This window comes from Gimesia panareensis (assembly GCF_007748155.1).
Lineage (GTDB): Bacteria > Planctomycetota > Planctomycetia > Planctomycetales > Planctomycetaceae > Gimesia > Gimesia panareensis.
In genome coordinates this window covers 2,397,302-2,415,061 of sequence record NZ_CP037421.1, presented here as the reverse complement: position 1 = coordinate 2,415,061, position 17,760 = coordinate 2,397,302, and the positions used below count along the sequence as shown (strand labels likewise).

14 protein-coding genes are annotated in these 17,760 nt (G+C 51.3%); 2 read left to right on the top strand and 12 right to left on the bottom strand.

Annotated features, from left to right (window positions below; translation table 11 throughout):
• Positions 1–5 precede the first annotated feature (5 nt).
• From Enr10x_RS08895 to Enr10x_RS08880, 4 genes are all read right to left on the bottom strand, one after another.
• A complete protein-coding gene (locus Enr10x_RS08895) occupies positions 6–956 on the bottom strand; it encodes a tetratricopeptide repeat protein (RefSeq protein WP_145109050.1) in 951 nt (316 codons plus the stop codon).
• Between the two features lie 113 nt (positions 957–1,069).
• On the bottom strand, positions 1,070–1,297 hold the full coding sequence (locus Enr10x_RS08890) for a winged helix-turn-helix domain-containing protein (protein ID WP_145109053.1): 228 nt from the start codon (positions 1,295–1,297) through the stop codon (positions 1,070–1,072).
• A 186-nt stretch (positions 1,298–1,483) separates the two neighbouring features.
• Positions 1,484–1,942, bottom strand: a complete 459-nt coding sequence (locus Enr10x_RS08885) for a hypothetical protein (protein WP_145109056.1) — start codon at positions 1,940–1,942, stop codon at positions 1,484–1,486.
• Between the two features lie 153 nt (positions 1,943–2,095).
• Positions 2,096–4,624, bottom strand: a complete 2,529-nt coding sequence (locus Enr10x_RS08880) for an excinuclease ABC subunit UvrA (protein WP_145109059.1) — start codon at positions 4,622–4,624, stop codon at positions 2,096–2,098.
• A gap of 140 nt (positions 4,625–4,764) precedes the next feature.
• Here Enr10x_RS08880 and Enr10x_RS08875 point away from each other — a divergent pair, with 140 nt between their 5' ends.
• Positions 4,765–5,391 (top strand): DOMON domain-containing protein, encoded by a 627-nt coding sequence (locus Enr10x_RS08875; protein WP_145109062.1) that lies wholly within the window; start codon positions 4,765–4,767, stop codon positions 5,389–5,391.
• Positions 5,392–5,460: 69 nt separating this feature from the next.
• Here Enr10x_RS08875 and Enr10x_RS08870 read toward each other — a convergent pair whose 3' ends face one another.
• Positions 5,461–5,739, bottom strand: coding sequence for a hypothetical protein (locus Enr10x_RS08870; RefSeq protein WP_145109065.1), 279 nt, complete (start codon positions 5,737–5,739; stop codon positions 5,461–5,463).
• Between the two features lie 445 nt (positions 5,740–6,184).
• Between Enr10x_RS08870 and leuB the strand changes: the two genes are divergently transcribed.
• Positions 6,185–7,258 (top strand): 3-isopropylmalate dehydrogenase, encoded by a 1,074-nt coding sequence (gene leuB / locus Enr10x_RS08865; RefSeq protein ID WP_145448808.1) that lies wholly within the window; start codon positions 6,185–6,187, stop codon positions 7,256–7,258.
• Positions 7,259–7,345: 87 nt separating this feature from the next.
• On the opposite strand, the gene Enr10x_RS08860 is transcribed toward leuB, so the two are convergent.
• Genes Enr10x_RS08860 through Enr10x_RS08830 form a run of 7 tightly spaced genes read right to left on the bottom strand, consistent with a single transcriptional unit; the run spans position 7,346 to position 17,760 of the window.
• Positions 7,346–8,245: a hydroxypyruvate isomerase family protein gene (locus tag Enr10x_RS08860; RefSeq protein WP_145448807.1), complete on the bottom strand. Its 900-nt coding sequence runs from the start codon at positions 8,243–8,245 to the stop codon at positions 7,346–7,348.
• 41 nt (positions 8,246–8,286) lie between these two features.
• Entirely contained in the window at positions 8,287–9,846 is a 1,560-nt protein-coding gene (locus Enr10x_RS08855; RefSeq protein ID WP_145448806.1) for an ABC transporter permease subunit, read from the bottom strand.
• Entirely contained in the window at positions 9,846–10,805 is a 960-nt protein-coding gene (locus Enr10x_RS08850) for an ABC transporter ATP-binding protein (RefSeq protein ID WP_145448805.1), read from the bottom strand. Before Enr10x_RS08850 ends, Enr10x_RS08855 begins: the two co-directional genes overlap by 1 nt.
• The gene (locus Enr10x_RS08845) at positions 10,798–12,675 is read right to left on the bottom strand and encodes a hypothetical protein (protein ID WP_145448804.1); all 1,878 of its coding nucleotides are present in this window, start codon (positions 12,673–12,675) and stop codon (positions 10,798–10,800) included. The genes Enr10x_RS08850 and Enr10x_RS08845 overlap by 8 nt, the downstream gene beginning before the upstream one ends.
• A 28-nt stretch (positions 12,676–12,703) precedes the next feature.
• Complete coding sequence (locus Enr10x_RS08840) at positions 12,704–14,590, bottom strand: ABC transporter permease (RefSeq protein WP_145448803.1); 1,887 nt, start codon at positions 14,588–14,590, stop codon at positions 12,704–12,706.
• A complete protein-coding gene (locus tag Enr10x_RS08835; RefSeq protein WP_145448802.1) occupies positions 14,587–15,534 on the bottom strand; it encodes an ABC transporter ATP-binding protein in 948 nt (315 codons plus the stop codon). Before Enr10x_RS08835 ends, Enr10x_RS08840 begins: the two co-directional genes overlap by 4 nt.
• 21 nt (positions 15,535–15,555) lie before the next feature.
• A complete protein-coding gene (locus Enr10x_RS08830; protein ID WP_145448801.1) occupies positions 15,556–17,760 on the bottom strand; it encodes a hypothetical protein in 2,205 nt (734 codons plus the stop codon).

Genomic DNA, 17,760 nt, shown 5'->3' with positions numbered 1-17,760 from the left:
ACAAATCATTGCATACCAATGGTATTCATCAATTCTTCATGCGCCCGCAATTCCAGCATTCGATGTTTCAGGACCTTACGCATATCGTTCATGGATTTGACCTTTTTCTGAAAGGTCTGATTGACTTCATCCAGTTCTGTGTAGTGTTTCTCGCCCTGGGAGATACAACGGTTAAGATTCAGAATGGACGGCGTGACTCCTGATTTGAGATCCTGAATAATACTCTCAGCGATCTGCTCGATCTCTTCACAGAGATTCCTGATTTCCCTGCGATCTGTTTCCCGTTCTTCATCAGTCATCTGCCTGGCAGAGACAGAGACGTTTTTTTTACGCAGAGTCGATTTATCGACCAGCCTGCCAAAGGGACTGAAACCTTCCTTTTCTTTGCTCGTTTCCTCATCCAGAATCTTGAGGGCATTAACCGCCTTTTTGAATTGTGGTGCGATCTCCAGAACGCGTGTGAAGCTCATATGGGCCTGGGCATGATTTTTCATTTCCAGGTAAACATTACCGAGATTAAAATGAGCGTCCACCATATCGGGATCGAAGACGATCGCCTGCTTGTAGGCCGTCACAGCCATACTGAGCTGGTTCAGCCCTTTATGGGCAATCCCCATATTATAAAACGCATCTGCCGACCTTTTATCTTTCTGGACCGCTTTCCGCAGGACATTCAAAGCCTGCTTATAATCGCCCATCCGATTATAAATAGCCCCCATATTGATGTAGGGAGAGGCATCTGCAGGGGAGAGTTGCGAGAGTTGTTTGAAATGCTCTACAGCTTCCGGATATTTTTTGAGTTGGAAATAAACCGTGGCGATGCCGGTATGGGCCTTCTTTTCCGTCGGTTTGATACTGATGATCCGCTGGTAAGTTTCGATGGCTTCGTCGACTTTGCGGTCTTTCAGAAGTTGCCGTGCCTGCTGGTACAGTTCCGTAATCTTTGAGCCATTCATCAGCAAAGTTTACTCCCACAGGGCAATACCGAAGAGACTCAGATCCCTGCCCTCACGCAGCGATGTGCCCAAATCGCCGCGAATCGGAAAGGCATCCGTAGGGAACCAGTTACTTAAGTATCTGTCAGTGAAATGAGCTTGCTGCGGGAACCCCGGTGAAATGTGATTTTGCCCTCTCTGCCCAGCCAGCCGACGGCCTGCATGACCAGATCTCGCGGGGCGTCAATCTCACGGGATAACTTGCTTAACGTAACAGGCTCGTTTTCATCCAAATATTGCCAGACAAGGCCTGCAACGACTCCGATGCTCTCGACTTGATGTGACTCAATTTCCACTGACATCAGCCTGCTCCTGAACTGTAAACGTGTCGATTACGGTTATAGAACGCCAGACACATTATCCAGATTAGGAGTTCGATCTACAATACCTCATAAAGAAAAACGCAAAATACGCCAGGATTCCACCGAATCAGGAACAGAATTCATTAATTTTCATCCCTGACCATTTAAGGCGGTTTCCCATTCTCTTCAGACGATATCCAGGTAACCCTCTAATCCGCTGTCAAATACATCGAGGCTGGCAGAAATCGCTTCCAGATCTTTGCGGGTCTTTTGCAGTTCCTGGTCCGTAGCCTGATACAGCACAAACGCGGTAAAGAGTTCGGTTTGAAAGACACGCAGAAAGGCACTGTTAATCAGTTCGGAGCAGACAAATTCAAGATCCCGCGCCAGGCAGGTTTTACCGGCCAGTTTTACGTCTGATTTATAGATGTCGAGTTCATCATATTCATCCCGAAAGACTTCCAGCGAGCGGTTCAGTAAATCCTCGGGGGGGATCTCAACCACGTAGAGTGAAATAACCCAGAACGAAGATTCTTCACTGCTGACGCTGATCTGGATTTCTCCGTGTTCTTCATCGACCTGTTTGGTGAGTTCCCAGTCGTCGGGGTACTCAAAGGAAATGCCGTATTCGTTAAATAATTTCATGTCGAATCTTCAACACACTAAAAACTCAGGAAAACAACCACGACAGACAGCGCATCGCTGATAATCTGATCTGACGAACGGCAGGATTATACGTGCTGATACTTTAGATTTCAGGGGTGTTTGGCGATCTTTTTCTAAAACCTCTGGAACCAGTCATGATGCGATCAGTTCCGCCAGCATCGCTCCCGTCGGGCCAATTTTCCGGGTAGCGACCTCCCGGGGCGTTCCGGCATCAAGCAGATAGCCCCCTGTTTCACCGCCGGTCGGACCGAGTTCAATCACCCAGTCGGATTGAATGATCGCCTGTGGCTGGTGTTCAATGAACAGGACCGAATGCCCTTCCCCGATCAGCCGCCTCAGAACTGCCATTAATCGGTCGATATCATTGACATGCAGACCTCTGGTGGGTTCATCGAGAATAAAAAGCGTCTTGCCGGGGCTGCGGGTGATCAGTTCCCGGGCCAGTTTCAGACGCTGGGCTTCTCCTCCGGAAAGCATGTTGGCCGGCTGTCCTAACGCCAGGTAACCGAGTCCCAGTTCGATCAGGACGTTCAGTACATCACTGATTTTGGGGATCGCCTCCAGGAAATGTGCGGCATCCGCGATAGACATGTTGAGCAGATCGCTCACGTTTTTTTCTCGATATTTCACTGCGAGCGTCTGCCGATTGAAACGCTGAGTGTCACACAGTTCACAGGGAAGATACAGTGCCGGCAGGAACTGCAGATCAACCCGACGGTACCCCTGCCCCTGGCAAGCGGAACAGCGTCCCTGTTTCGAGTTAAAGCTGAATCGAGTGGCGGTATAACCACGCAGACGCGCGGTTTTTGTTCGTGAATAGAGCTTACGGACCTCGTCCCAGATTCCGCAAAACGTGGCGGGATTCGATCGCCCGCTACGCCCGATCGGGGACTGATCGATTGTCTTCACTTGTTGCAGATGTTCAACCCCTTCCACAGCATCACAGGTTAACTTCGAGACTTTCTGTTTTCGTAAAGTTGCTTTGAGGGCAGGGACAAGGGTCTCCATGACCAGCGAACTTTTACCGCATCCGCTGACCCCAGTCACACAGACGAGCTGCTCCAGAGGCACATCAAGTGTGACGTTTTTCAGATTGTGCAGTCGTGCTCCCAGCAATCTGATGTGTGCCCCGGTCACTGGAGCGGGTGTACTTTCCCGAAAATGATACTCGTGGCGCAGAGCCCGGGCGGTGAATGACTGTTCGTTCTGAAGCACTTCCCCGTAAGTACCACAGGCGACGACCTCCCCGCCTGCTGCTCCAGCCCCCGGTCCTAAATCGAGAATCAAATCACCGGCTTGAATCAGATCCAGATCGTGTTCGACTACGATAACCGTATTGCCGGCTGTTTTCAGCCGATTCAGAATCGCCAGGAGTTTTTCTGTTTCCTGTGCATGCAGACCAGCCGTCGGTTCGTCCAGGATATAGCAGGCCCCGGTCGTTTCACTCCCCAGGCAGGCTGCCAGTCGCGCCCGTTGCAGTTCGCCCCCCGAGAGTGTACGTACGGGACGGGCTAACTGCAGGTATCCCAGGCCGATTTCGTCGAGATACTGCAAGCGACTCTGGATGGGGGGAAGCAACTGACCTGCGATTTCCCGCTCTTTGGGACCGGCCTGATTCAGTTCTGTTGTCTTCCACTGTTCCAGCCAGTCGATGACCGCTGGTGGGGGCAGTTGCATGACCTGATCAATCGAGGTTTCGTTCAGGAAAATGGAGCGAGGATAGATGTTAAGCCGCCCTCCGTGACAGTCAGGACAGATCGAATCCGCTTCTGCTTCGTCGTCAGCTTCCAGCATCCCCAGGCCGTCACAGACGGGACAGGCGCCATACGGGCTGTTGAAACTGAAAGTCCGCGGTTCCGGATCGGGAAAACTCAGATTGCATTTTCCGCAGGCCAATCGAGTGCTCAGGTAACGGTCCGACCAGCCCTCGGCGGTCTGTTGACTGACGTAACAGGCTCCATTCCCCTGCTTTAATGCCAGATCAACCGATTCCTTGAGGCGGGCTTCGATCCCCGCTTTGACTATGATGCGATCAATCACGATCTCAATATCGTGTTCCACCTGCTCTGCCAGATCAGGAGGCTGGGTCACATCCAGAATTTCGCCGTCAATTCGGGCACGGACAAATCCTTCTTTGACAATTCTTTCCAGCAGCGCAGCATGTTTCCCTTTTTTCCCGCTGATCACCGGGGCCAGAATCATGACTTTCTGGCGGTCTTCCAGTGCCAGAATCAGGTCGACAATCTGTGCGGCAGACTGCTGGTGCAGCGGCTGGCCGCAGCGTGTGCAATGCACCGTTCCCAGCTGGGCATAGAGCAGACGAAAATAATCGTAGACTTCGGTCAATGTCGCCAGCGTACTTCGTTTTGACTGGGTACGCGGGGTCTGTTCAATGCTGATCGTCGGGGGAAGTCCAGTGATCTGATCCACGTCCGGCGGTGACATCTGGCTGAACAATTGCCTGGTAGCGGGCGAGAGGTTTTCCAGGAATCGTCGCTGCCCTTCGCTGTGAACCGTATCAAATACGAGGCTGCTCTTGCCGCTGCCACTGACCCCTGTGACCACGGTCAACTGCTGGTGGGGAAAAGTGACATTGATGTTTTTCAGATTATGGCAGCGCGCCCCGTGAATCTGAATGGATGGAACGGTCTGATCGTGCATGAATCACTTTCCGATATCAGGCTGTCTGCAATGCAGAAAACAGTCTGGAAAGAATGGGGACTTCGCTGGATGGGTTGCCGGGCAACTGCTATGATTTTAATCACTGTTGAGAATAATAAAAGTTCAGGATCCGCTACCTCATGTCGATCATTCCGCATTCATTTTACTTTCGCCACGCCATTGCCCTTAAGGAATTGAAAAACATTCCGCACCAGAAAGGCCGGCTCCTCAAGCTTCCCGCGGCCTGTGCTCTTCCCGACCTGACCTTTCAGCAGGAATCGGCAAAATGGGGGACCGTGAAACTGGCCTGGAACAGAGAGGGACTGGGGATCAGCCTGAAAGTAGACTCGAAAACGCATCCGACCACTCCCGCGGAAACCTTTCAGGTCTGGATCGACACACGTGATACCAAAAATATTCATCGGGCCAACCGGTATTGTCATCTGTTTCAGTTTCAGGCCTGTGGCAATGCCCGCAAACAGCCTCTCTGTACCCAGCTGACCATCAATCGGGCTCAGTCAGATGCGCCTCAATGCGATCTGTCCCAAATCAAGCTCTGGGCAGACCTGAAAGCAAAGGGGTATGAACTAGAGGCCTGGTTACCGGCTGCAGCTCTCAATGGTTATGATCCAGCCGCCTATCCGCAACTCGGATTTTATTACAAGATCTTCGATTCGGAACTTGGTGAGCAGTTCATGACGATCAACCAGGAGTTCCCCTTTGGTCAGGATCCGAGTCTCTGGTCCACCATGCGGCTGGAGTCCTGAAAACAAAAACAGCGATGAGACAGAAGATCTCATCGCTGTGGTGTGGATTCGAAATAAATCAGTGTGAGCTTATTTATTCTTTTTGGGCAATGCGGCGGCGTAAAGCATTGTCACTGCACCAATTGACATCAGGCTGAAGGCGGCCCAGTCAGGTGGATTCAAGACTTCCTGCTGGTCTTCATTCAGAGAAGTCATCCCCAGAAAACCGCGAAATTCCGGTTCACGAACGGGCTCTGGTTCCTCTTCCACCGTCACTTTGTGTGTGAGGACCATCTTGTCCACAAACAAAAAGGAAGTTCCAGTCAGCAATACAAACAAGCCGGCAGCAAAAAATGATGAGCGAAACATGCGATGTCCCTGTCCTGTAGCATACATCGATTACTATTTCGCTAGCTCCTCCTGAGCATAAACCCCTTTTCCAAAGTACCTTCCTGACCAGTCTTGGGGGCTGTGAATGCGAATCGACGAAGAATTCAAATGTGCGACCCACCCTGCAAAAACAGCGGGTTCTTATCATTTCTATCGGTATCTCAGTCTTTTCACTTGATTTTCAATGCGAATTCAACAGTGACGTAAAAATTCAGCTGGCCGGTTATGACAATCACAGCGATCGCACTGGTGGTGTACATTCTGGTCGTTTTAATCCAGTCACAATCAGGTCTGAGAACGGTAACACACAAAATTCAACTCTGCGACGACTGGAGTTTTAAGTGTTCAGTCGCTAAATTGACTTGTTCGTATGAAACATTACTGATTGCTGACAAATATCTTGAAATCTAGTGAGGAATGAACCGTGGAAGCTCGGATTACCCTTTTACCCGGTGATGGAATTGGGCCGGAAATTGTTGCACAGGCCAAGCGCGTGATTGATACGGTTGCCGAAAAATATGGCCACCAGTTCGATACACCTTCCTGCCCAATGGGAGGCAATGCCATCGACGATTTCGGCGATCCGCTGCCTCCGCAGACACTCGAAACCTGTCAAAATTCGCAGGCCATCCTGCTGGGAGCCGTGGGCGGTCCGAAATGGGACGATCCGACTGCCAAAACACGTCCTGAAGCCGGCCTGTTGAAAATCCGCAAGGAACTCGGGCTGTTTGCCAACCTGCGGCCGATCAAGCCTTACAGCGAGTTACTGGACGCCTCTCCGCTCAAACACGAAATCATCGAAGGGACCGATATCCTCTTCTTCCGTGAACTGACCGGCGGGATCTACTTTGGCGATTCCGGCCGAATGGAAGCCCCGGACGGAGAAAAAGCTTATAGCGTGATGACCTATACCACCTCCGAAATTGCCCGGATCGTGCGTCTGGCTGCCGAATCGGCCCGCAACCGTGGTGGCAAGCTGACGTCTGTCGATAAAGCGAACGTACTGGAAGTCTCGCGGCTCTGGCGTCAGGTGGCAGCCGATGTGGTCAAGAATGAATTTCCCGATATCGAATACGAAGTGGTTCTGGTCGATGCCATGGCCATGCACCTGATCTCGCGCCCTTCCGATTTCGATGTGGTCGTCACTGGAAACATGTTTGGTGACATTCTGACCGACGAAGGTTCCATGCTGCCCGGTTCACTGGGACTGCTCCCTTCCGCTTCACTCGGTTCGGATGGTCCTGGTTTGTACGAGCCGATTCACGGGTCCGCTCCGGATATTGCGGGCAAAGGCATTGCCAATCCGCTGGCGACGATTCTGGCAACGGCCATGCTGCTGCGGCATTCGCTCGATCTGGAAACCGAAGCAACGGCAGTCGAAGACGCCGTCGCCCGTGTACTGGCAGCAGGACATCGGACCGCTGATATCGCTGCCGGTGGCAAGAGTGTTTCGACCAGCGAAATGGGTGACTTCGTGATCCAGGAACTGACTGCCTGAATTCCTCAGTCAATCAGATGGTAAAACAGACAGCGGGGAAGAAGTTGATATTTCTTCCCCGCTGTTTTTATTGACAGAGGATTACTTTCAGACGTCGCAGAGCACGACGGCTTCCTGTAACCCCTGGTAGGGATCCCGGGTGGGAATGAATTCCTGGCCCACAAAGCCCTGATAGCCGATATCCAGCAGGGCCTGCATGATCGGGGGATAATTGATCTCCTGTTTCATATCCAGTTCCCCGCGCCCCGGGTTACCGGCGGTGTGCACGTGCCCGATATAGTCTTTGTGTTCATGGAGGCGGCGGATCACGTCTCCATCCATGATCTGCACATGATAGATATCGAACAGCAGTTTCATCCGTTCCGAGCCGACCTGCTTGATGATATCGATGCAGTATTCTGTGTGATCTCCCTGATAGCCGGGATGCCCCTTCATGGGATGACTGCTGTCGCGGGAATTCAGCATTTCCAGACACAGGTTGACTTTGTTTTTCTCGGCGTAACCAATGATTTTTTTCAGGCCGGCAACGCAGTTCCGGGCTCCCTCATCATCACTGATTCCATCTCGCATACCGGTGAAAGTGATCACGTTTTTCACACCACCGGCGGCGCATTCGTCAATCCGTTTCCGCAGGATTTCGATGCACTGATCCCAGTTGTCCGGGTTATTGAATCCGACCTTGAAGCCATGACTGGAGGCGATCGCACAGGTCAAACCGTGTTGTTTGAGCGTCTTCCAGTTTTCAGCCGGGGTCAGCTCCACGCTTTTCATCCCCAGCTGGCTGGCCACCTGGGCTGTTTTTTCGATGTCCCAGTACTTCTTAAAGCACCAGTGCACAACCGATTGATTGATGTTTCCCTTGATTGGTCGGGATCCTGCAGAATTGTTTTCTGCAGCCTGAGCGCTGGTCGCCGCAAGTCCCAGGGCTGATGCTGCCATCGCACCTGATGCCTGCAACAGTGTTCGACGACTGATTTCCGATTGCATTTGAACCTCTCTCGAAATGAATTGTTTCGTTTGGCACTGGATTATTCTGACGCCAGCTGGATCAGGCGGTCTTTAATTAAAAAGTGGAAGATGATGATACAGGCCAGCTGGATCACTGCCAAAGCAATGTTTAAGCCTTCCGTAGGATTCATTCTAACTGCCAGGAGCAGCAAATTGGTAGCGGTAAAATAAAAAGCATTCCCGATGAACATGATTATGAGTGCCAGCGGTAGTGCTCCCCACTTGATGAACAAAGACATATAGGCTGTCAGATGCCAGAAAAACAGAATCTGGATCCACAATAACCAGAAACCCGGCTCAGCAAAGACCAGGCTCGAGTCGTAAGTCATTTCTCTGATACTGAATGAGATGCCGAGGATCAGATAAAAAAAGGCGGGCAGGACACTTAGCAAACAGCCCAGGACTTTGGAATAGGCAACATAAGCCATGGAGTGCGGAAGCATGGCCGTGGAGACCAGGGTATTCCACTGGCGCTCCACGTGAAAGACACGGGCCGATATCAGACTGATTTCAATCAGGATGACAATCAGCATGGTCCAGAACATCGTCATGCCGATTTCCTGGATGGTAAAAGTACGATTGTTCGTCGTATAGGAGATAAAGGCACATAGTGAAAACAGGGCGATCCCGTAAGCGAGCAGCTTGATCAGGCCCATACTGTAACCGCCGTTCACAAAAAAGAAATCTTTCCACATCAGAGCCTGCTTCCAGGCACGCCCGGGGGAAAAGAGGTGACTTCTCTTTTTCGCAATCAACCTGCGTTCCGGACTGGCAGCACGTTCGTTCAGCGCATTGCGCGTAAACAACAGATTGGCACAGCCGAACAGGAACAGGCCGAATCCCAGATTGCTCCAGAACTGGTAGCCCCAGGCCGTTTTATTGAACCCGGTGATCAGAATTGAATTGATTTGTGTGATGATCGATGAATCGTACAACCACTTCAACTGAACTCTGGTCGAGACAACCGGAAACGAATTTTCAGCAAGCCATCCTTCTTTGACCAGAACGGTCAGAAACCACATCAGCAGGGGGACTCCCAGGAAATAGGTGGCCAGGCCGATCAGAGACAGGGTCGATGCAGTCCGGGAACGCGCACTGATTACTGAGCAGAACAGGCCCAGGTTCGCAACAAAGATCAGGAAGGCGGCCAGGGCGGCATAAGCGGCAATGACCTGAGACAGCATGACGCCCCCCAGGGTGATCGCGAGTAACGTAAAGGGAAACTGAACCGAGAGCAACAGCAGAGCGGCGACCAGTCGGGGGAGCATTTTTCCCAGGAGCAGTGAGACGGGGTTGACGCCTGCCATGAGCAGTAATCCGATGGTCTGCTCTTCCTTTTCCTCAGTGATGGCAGTAGCAAAAAAACTGATTCCCCCAATCAGAATAAACATGAAATTCAGATAGACAATCTGCGTAAATAAGGTCAGGCCGGCTGCTCCCATCATGGTGCTGCTCGCATGAGCGGTGAACAGGCAGAACAGAATCATGATTGCGAACATGAAACGGAATAAGTGCGTCCGAGCCAGTCGAAAATCGACTCCCAGGGCGCGATGAAACAGAGCAAACGTCCCCTGGAACATTAGCGAACCCCCTGCTCTGTCAGATCCAGAAATGCCTGGTTCAAATGTTTCTTATCCCTCTGGAAAGAATCGATGACTCCGTTGAGGGCAATGATTTTTTCAAGCAGTGCACTGGAATTGATGATCGTCGTATCGAAGGCCACCCGCATTTCACGCGGTTTGGGAGTTTTTTCGATACTGACAATCCCCGCTTCACCTGAGAGGGTTTCGATGATCGCATCTGGTTCCGACTCGAGTGTGATTTTATAAACGGGATGTTCGTGTTCGTAGTTCAGCAGACCGTCCATGGAACCGCTGTATTTAATCAGCCCCCGGTCAATAATCGTGACACTGTCGCACAGTTCCGCCAGTTCGCTGAGAATATGCGAGCTGATAAAGATCGTTTTCCCCATCCGTTTCAGTTCCTGGAGAATCTCCATCAACTCGATACGGGCCCGGGGATCGAGACCGGAAGCGGGTTCGTCCAGCAGTAATAGATCCGGATCGTTCACCAGCACGCGGGCCAGGCTGACCCGTTGCTGCATCCCGCGTGACAGGCCACTGATCAGAGAATCTTTGCGCCCGTCCATATCCGTTAATGTCAACACGTCATTGATGACCTGATCACGCTGTTCCTGACTCAAGCCATAGGCGGCACCGAAGAAGTCCAGGTATTCAAAGACGGTCATCTGGCGATAAGTACTGAAGTGATCCGGCATGAAGCCAATTCGTTTCCGGATCTCTTTGACTGCGGTACGGACATTGTGACCAAACACTTTGACTTTCCCTGCCTGCGGCTGCAGCAGCGTACAGATAATTTTCAGGGTGGTTGTTTTTCCGGCTCCATTCGGCCCCACAAAGCCGTGCAGGGACTGCGGTTGAACCTGAAAGCTGATGCCCTGGAGTGCACGATGTCCTTTGAAGGAATGCGACACATTCAGGATGTCAATGACTGGCTCGCTGTTCGGTTGATTATTCATGCTTTGTATTCTTTTTCACTGGTAAGGCAAGATCATAAGCGAAGAGAATGTGCCCCTGCTGTGTTCCCTGCACATCGGATTGTACTTTGAGTGTTTCCGGCACTTCGCCATACAGAAACAGTTTAAGACTGGACTGGTCTCCCTGATACTGCTGCAGTTTGTGTTCACTGAGCAGATCAAACTCCTTCAAGATCAGGTGAGTATAGAGGCTGTCATAAATATAAACTTTGTCCTCAACGGAACTGGCAGTCCTGATCCGTCCAGCATCCAGCAGGTCGGAATCCAGGTACTTTTCCCAGGAAGAAAGCAATTCGCGATTTTTCCCCAGGATCAATTCGGTAGATTCCTGCCCTTTGGATGGGATCAGGTCATAAACATATTTACCGAAAATGAGCTGTCGCTTTTCAATGCCGACAGGGAGTGGTGTCTCTGTACTAAGCTTGAGGCCGGACAGGATGATTTCGTCGTTCACACTTTCAAGCTGATAATCTATTACCGAAAAACGGGGGTCAGGATAGGGTGCTTTGACGCGATACAGAAGACGCCGACTCGAAAACGGGGGAATGTCAGAGACGAACTTTCCCTCGTTTCCATTAAAGATTCCCCCACGCACCTTTTCGATGGCCTGTGCTGTGGTGAAGATGATCCCCTCACCCTCCGCGGAGAACTGATATACGTCACCCTCCGTTACAAAACAGTTCATCCAGCAGGTCAGGTCCAGTTGGTTGTCGGAAAGCGGCCGAGCGACCATCAGGCTGTCAATTGTTGTTTTTTCACCATAACCACGTTTGCCTACATTCCAGAATATAATGCTGAAAACTGCGACCGACGACAGGATGAAGATCAGAGAATTGCGATACCGCATTGTTTTCTGTCTTTGCTGAAACAGATGGCAGCCCGGAAAAATCAGAAAAATATAAATCAGGGCCATAATATAGATGATCGCCCAGTTATGCTGGGGGTAAGTCAGCTTGGACAACTGATACAGAATTCCGGAATTGAAATCACCATAGCGATACAGGTCAGATTCATTTGAGGCCGAATAGGCCCCGGTCGGCGAAGAATCCGTGAAGTCGATCCCCAGAGACTCTGCTTCTGAGGCGCGGACAGCTTCAATCCGCTCGTTGAGTACCTGATCGGTTAGTTGATTGAGTTTCCCACTATGGCGGATCACCAGTCCCGATCCGACGCGAAAGTGATCAAACGGCGCATTCAACCTGGAGAGAACAGAGGTGAATTTCAGGGGAGCTCCATTGGAATCGGGAAGTAGATGCAGGACACCTCCCTGCTCCACCCAGTTCAGAAACGAAGTCCGGCGTACGAGATCCCAGCGGGGAATATGATCGAGGATGACTTCATCCAGAGAATCGGTGGCAGTCACAAAGGGGGGAAACAGATCTTCCGGATAGCGTTTGAAACGGGCTCCCTTCTGCAGCAGACCGCGATCACTGGTGAGGATGACTCGCAGGGGCCCGGTAGCGGCAGTCGTATTTCCTGATCTCTGTATATTGCGGTATTCCAGACCGCCGGTACCCCAGTTCAAAGACCAGCTTTCCTGGTAACCATCAATTATATATGGATAAAACTGGACCCATTGCGAACTATAAGGGGGGAGATAGACCTTACGATACAGCGGGGCACCAACTTTACTTCCACCATACTGCAGTCGATTCAATTGAACTGTTTCGTCAAATACCTCCGGGGTATTATTACTTAGCCGCAGGGACAACGGTACGCACTTTCCTTTGACCTGCTGATTGCTGAACCCCCAGATGGTTTCCTCAATATCGACCGCGAAAACTATCGACGGCATCAGCAGCATGCTGCCCCAGACGGCCAGCAGATTCACTGTGTTGAGATATAAGTTCACACGCATCATCCAGACTATATTCTATCCGTTATATTGAACTCAAAACAGGGATTGTGTCGTCCTCTGGTGCAGGAGGCACCTCATGCTCCGACGGTGTATCTCCCAAACGCCCCAGGTTCTCATCAATGTGATTGCGACATAAGTGACGAAACCATAAACAACACGTACCATAAATCAGGGTATTGAAAAACAGGGGGATCCAGATGGAACCGAAATCGTGAAATTCTGCGACTTCATTCAGGACAATGAAAGAGGCAGGACCAAGGAGAACGCCATAAATAATGGATTCTTCATTAAACGAGGGATCCAGGATAAAAATCGGAAAGGCCAGAATAAATGGCAGTACGCACCAGAGGATGACTCCTCCCAGGGCGGTCAGAATGGCCTTAGTCTGTGATTTGATCTTCATTCCAATCCAGCAAAAGAGGTAAATCAGCAGCGGCAAATAGATGAAAATTGTCAGCAGTGAACCAGTCAGGTAAGGAAACCAGCGCGTGGCATACTCTGTGTGTCTGTATCCGCTGTAGGAATATCCTGATCGCTGTAATTCCCATTTCCACCAGGCCTCGAAGAACACGATGGTCAGCAGTGGAATCAAGAGAACCAGGCAGAGCCTTTTGACGCCGGCGATTTTCTGATCCAGTATGTCTTCACCTGAGAGAGGTGTCGTGAGCAGCACATCCAGCGTTTCGTGGGAACGTTCTCCCGAAATCAGGCTGGTGGCAGAGACCGCCAGCAGCAGCACGGTCAACGCCCAGACACACCATAACATGATGACCGCACCGGGGACCACCGGTTCGGGATTGCTGGTGGCGATCAAAATACACAGAAACAGAATCGGTACCTCCAGGGTAACCAGGATGCGAAACAGGTAGCGAAATGTGCCCAGAGATTTTTTAGAGGTCTCTCGCCAGGCGACCGGGTTCTTTTCCGGGAGTTTCACATCATCCTGTACCAGCACGATGCCCCGCGTGAAGCGATTCTCGTTGATATTTCTAAACTGCGCATCCAGCTTTTTGAAGATGTTTAACAACAGATTCCGGGGCGTCAGGAACGCGCGGCGGACAAGGCAATAATGGGCCAGCAACAGGAACAACAGCGTGCAAAGCAGAATCGGAATGCTGAAAATGATTGGTCCCAGAATAGAAGCGAAGCCGGTCGAGCGAGAGAATATAGCATACCAGTAGGGAGCAAACAGAAACAGATTTAACTCGGATGACCTGCCAGCCATCCCCAGCATGCTGTTCCAGGCAGGCGTCCGCATCAGGCCACCCATGACGGCATTAAACAGATCGCCGTAGAAGAACAGGTTCAATTCATAAACGATCATCGGACCGAACAGCATGAAAAAGCCGATCAGATACGACGCGATAAAAGCCCCCACGGTGGTCCGAAAAAAACTGGAACAGAACACACCCAGGGCAGCGACCTGCAGCATGGTTAACAGTAGAAACCAGAGACCGCTGATGAACATGGCCGGGGAAACGCCCCCCAGCGCATAGGCAAATGCCAGGATCGGCAGACCCAGCGTCAGGAAGGTCAGCATCGTGATTAAACGACCGAGGTATTTCTCCAGGATGATCGTACTCGGGCTCAAACGCGTAATTAGCAGTAAACCCAGACTGTTGCGTTCTTTTTCCTGGGTAATCACGCCACAGGTGATTGCTGGCAGAAACAGATAGATCGCCGTAAACTGCAGGTAGATCATCGATTCATAAATTTCACGGCCTCGTCCCAGAATCGCCAGGGGATTGTTGCGGAGCCCCGACATCAGCTCAATATAGATAAATCCGACAAAACCGAGGAACAGCAACGCATAGATCGTGCGGATGACATACGTTCTGCGGCGGTTTGCCAGCTCCGTCAGTTCTTTCGAAAGCAGAGGCAGGTTGAATTGGAAAGGCCTGGATTTCATGCCGTTTTGCCCTCCGTGAGCTTCATGAAGACCGTTTCCATGTCCATGGCTTCCGCCTGAAACATGCGTATCCTCGCTCCTGTCGCCGCCAGTCGGGCGTGCAATTCATCTACCGCCATCTGGTCTTCCTGCAGATGAATCGCCAGGCGGTCGGTCTGAACGGAAACCGATTTGACACCCTCGAACTGTTCAATCTGCTGGCAAAGACCGTTCATCTCTCCCACAACTTGTACATGGATGACCCGGCTAAGTTCCAGACGCTTGTAAATCTGATCCAGTGAACCCTGCGTCACAAACTGTCCCGCTTCGATAATGCCGATACTGGTACAGAGTTGTGACAGTTCATGCAGGATGTGACTGGAAATGATGATCGTTTTTCCCATCTCCTTGAGTGCCACCAGCAGTTCACGGACTTCAATCCGTGCGCGGGGATCGAGACCACTGGCGGGTTCATCCAGCAGCAACAGATCCGGGTCGTGCAACAGGACCCGGGCCAGGGCCAGTCGCTGTTTCATTCCGCGGGAGAGCGAATCGACGGGGGCATCGATCTTTTCAGTCAGATCGGTCAGTTCCAGCACATCGTTGACAATGGCTTTCCGCCGTTTCCGATCGATGCGATAGGCAGCAGCGAAAAAGTGCAGGTATTCCCGCGCTGTCAAGTCCTCATAGACGCCGAAAAAATCCGGCATGTAACCGATCATTTCCCTGATCAGGTGCGGTGCCTTATGCACCGAGATGCCGTTAATTTTGACCGCATCACATTCATATTCCCGCTGCAGGGTTGCCAGAACTTTGATCGTCGATGACTTCCCGGCACCGTTGGGACCGATAAAACCAAAGACTTCTCCTTTGGGAATCGAAAACGAAATCCCCTTGACGGCTTCGTATTTGCCGTAACGGACCCACAGGTTTTTCACTTCCACCATCGGAGGTTGTATGCTCATAGGATTTGATTCACACTTCTGTTAAAGAGATTGACTGGTATTCGGATGTGTGGAAAACAACAACTGTCGATAGAGCCTGTCCTGGGTTGGGCCGGGGACGTAAACCACGACCAGCCACTGCTCTGGAGCTGAAGGATCCAGAATACTCAGGTCTTCATAGTTGTTCCCCCCCGAAGGCGAGACCTGTGAAACCACCTGAAACAGTCCTTCCTGGTTCCGCACACACAGGTCATCCATGAAACTATGTGGATGATCCTGATAGATGCCATACGGATTCGAATTAAACTGACCGGGGTTGAAGAGCGCATATCGGGGGGGATACTGCAGTCGATCCTGGTAGGCACGATTCAACTGTTGGTTCATGGGAAAGGACCTGACTTTGTCTTTCGGCGTCCCGTTATAGATGAATAACAAAGCCTCGTGTCCCAGCGCCTGTTCGATTTGTCTTCTCAGCCGCTGTCTCCCCTGTTCGGTAGTTAATTGCTCTGTCTGGATCATCGACCAGTCGAACTTTTCAGATTCTGCTCCCTGTGGATAATTATTGACGATGCGATTGAGTTGCGGTGTCCATTGCGGCATGCGCTGGAATACCGAATATTGAGTCGGGATGGAACCTGCATAGTAGGGCGGCCCCACAAGCGAATATTCCAGGCCGCGCGAATAGCGATAATAGTTCTGTCCCATACCCAGTTCCAGCTGATTGAGCGGGGTCAGCAGACCGGATTTAACGCGGGTTTCCACGTCCTGGTAAGAGCCGGTAAAGATCAGCTCAATCTGGTTTTCTCGGACAGGCCTGCCCCTGGAGTCCAGATCAATCACTGTCAGGGATTTGCGTTCGTGCGATGTCTGCATGTAGTAATTGGAAATCAGAAAAGCAATCGCAGCAAAACCGACCGACAGGAGCGGGAACGTAATCCAGGTGTAACGTCTCAGATTCAAGCGCCCTAAGACGATATATTCCCCGGGACCAATGACCAGTACATAACACAACAGAATGAGCATGATCAGCCAGGTGGGGACAATCCGTAGCTGTTCAGGCATCAGACTGGATACGACCGCCCCTCCCGTGTTGATGGGGCGATAATTCATGCTGAACATCTCACTGGGAGTCGAACCGTCTCCATATCGGTTGCGATTCTGTTTTGCCTGATTGACAAAAGCATCGATCAGTGGCTGCTGATTCCAGCGATGGTTGGTCTCATAATATTCGTGCTGGGATTGTCGTAATTTCCAGAGGAAGAAAGGGATCCTGCTCCTCTGTTGTTCAGACAGCGAATCGTTCTCAAAAGCATCCGCAGAGACAATGACACTTCTGCCCCAGCCTGTCCGGTAAAACCAGGCCGACTGGTTCTCTTTAAATTTCAGTTTACCTTCGGAGTCCAGCAGGAAGGGAGTCACGGAATCGTGATCTGAAAGCTGATTCAAGAACTGGATCTGTGATTTTTTCAGGTTTTCACCTGCCAGCACACACAGGCTTCCCCCCGAACGCACCCACTGCCCAATGGCACGGAGATGACGCGTTTCCAGAATTTCCAGCCCACGTGGTGTGATCAGCAGAATGTCATACTGATGGCAATCGATGGGCAACTGTGGAAACTGGGGCGGCGTCACATAGGATGAGAAAGTTTTCACGTTGAGTTTCGGCGTCTGGCTGGTCAGATACCCGCGATCTTGAAGATTATGTTTGACCAGAATCGACTGCAGGTTGACCGGCACTGGATCGGGGGGACTGATTGATTCAAATTTTAATTCGTCCAGCAGTTTTTTCTGGGTCAACGTGAGATTAATGTCAAAGGGATCACAGACACCGATGGCAAATGTCCGTTCAAATTTTCGCCCCACCCGCAGCAGATATTCGTTTTTGATGTCATAGCGCTGCGCCGGAGTCACAAAGCTGACCTTGAGCTTGATATTGGAAAACGTGTTATCCACTTTCATCGGGGGCAGCATCATGGGAATTTCATGATAACCGGCGTGCAGCGCGACATCATGGGAGCGAAACTCTCCCAGGTTCTCAACACCATCACTGGCTGAAACCAGGAAATACCCTTCCAGCAGTCCGGTCGAGGCAACCGAACATTGCCAGACCAGTGTGATGGGGCCATCGCCTTTGGGGGAAGGCGTTGATTGATGCAGGTCCACCGTCATCGGGAGTTGCTGCGCATTGACTGTCGTGGGGATCAACAGACTCAGCAGCCAGATGTAACTCAGGATGGGACGTAGCAT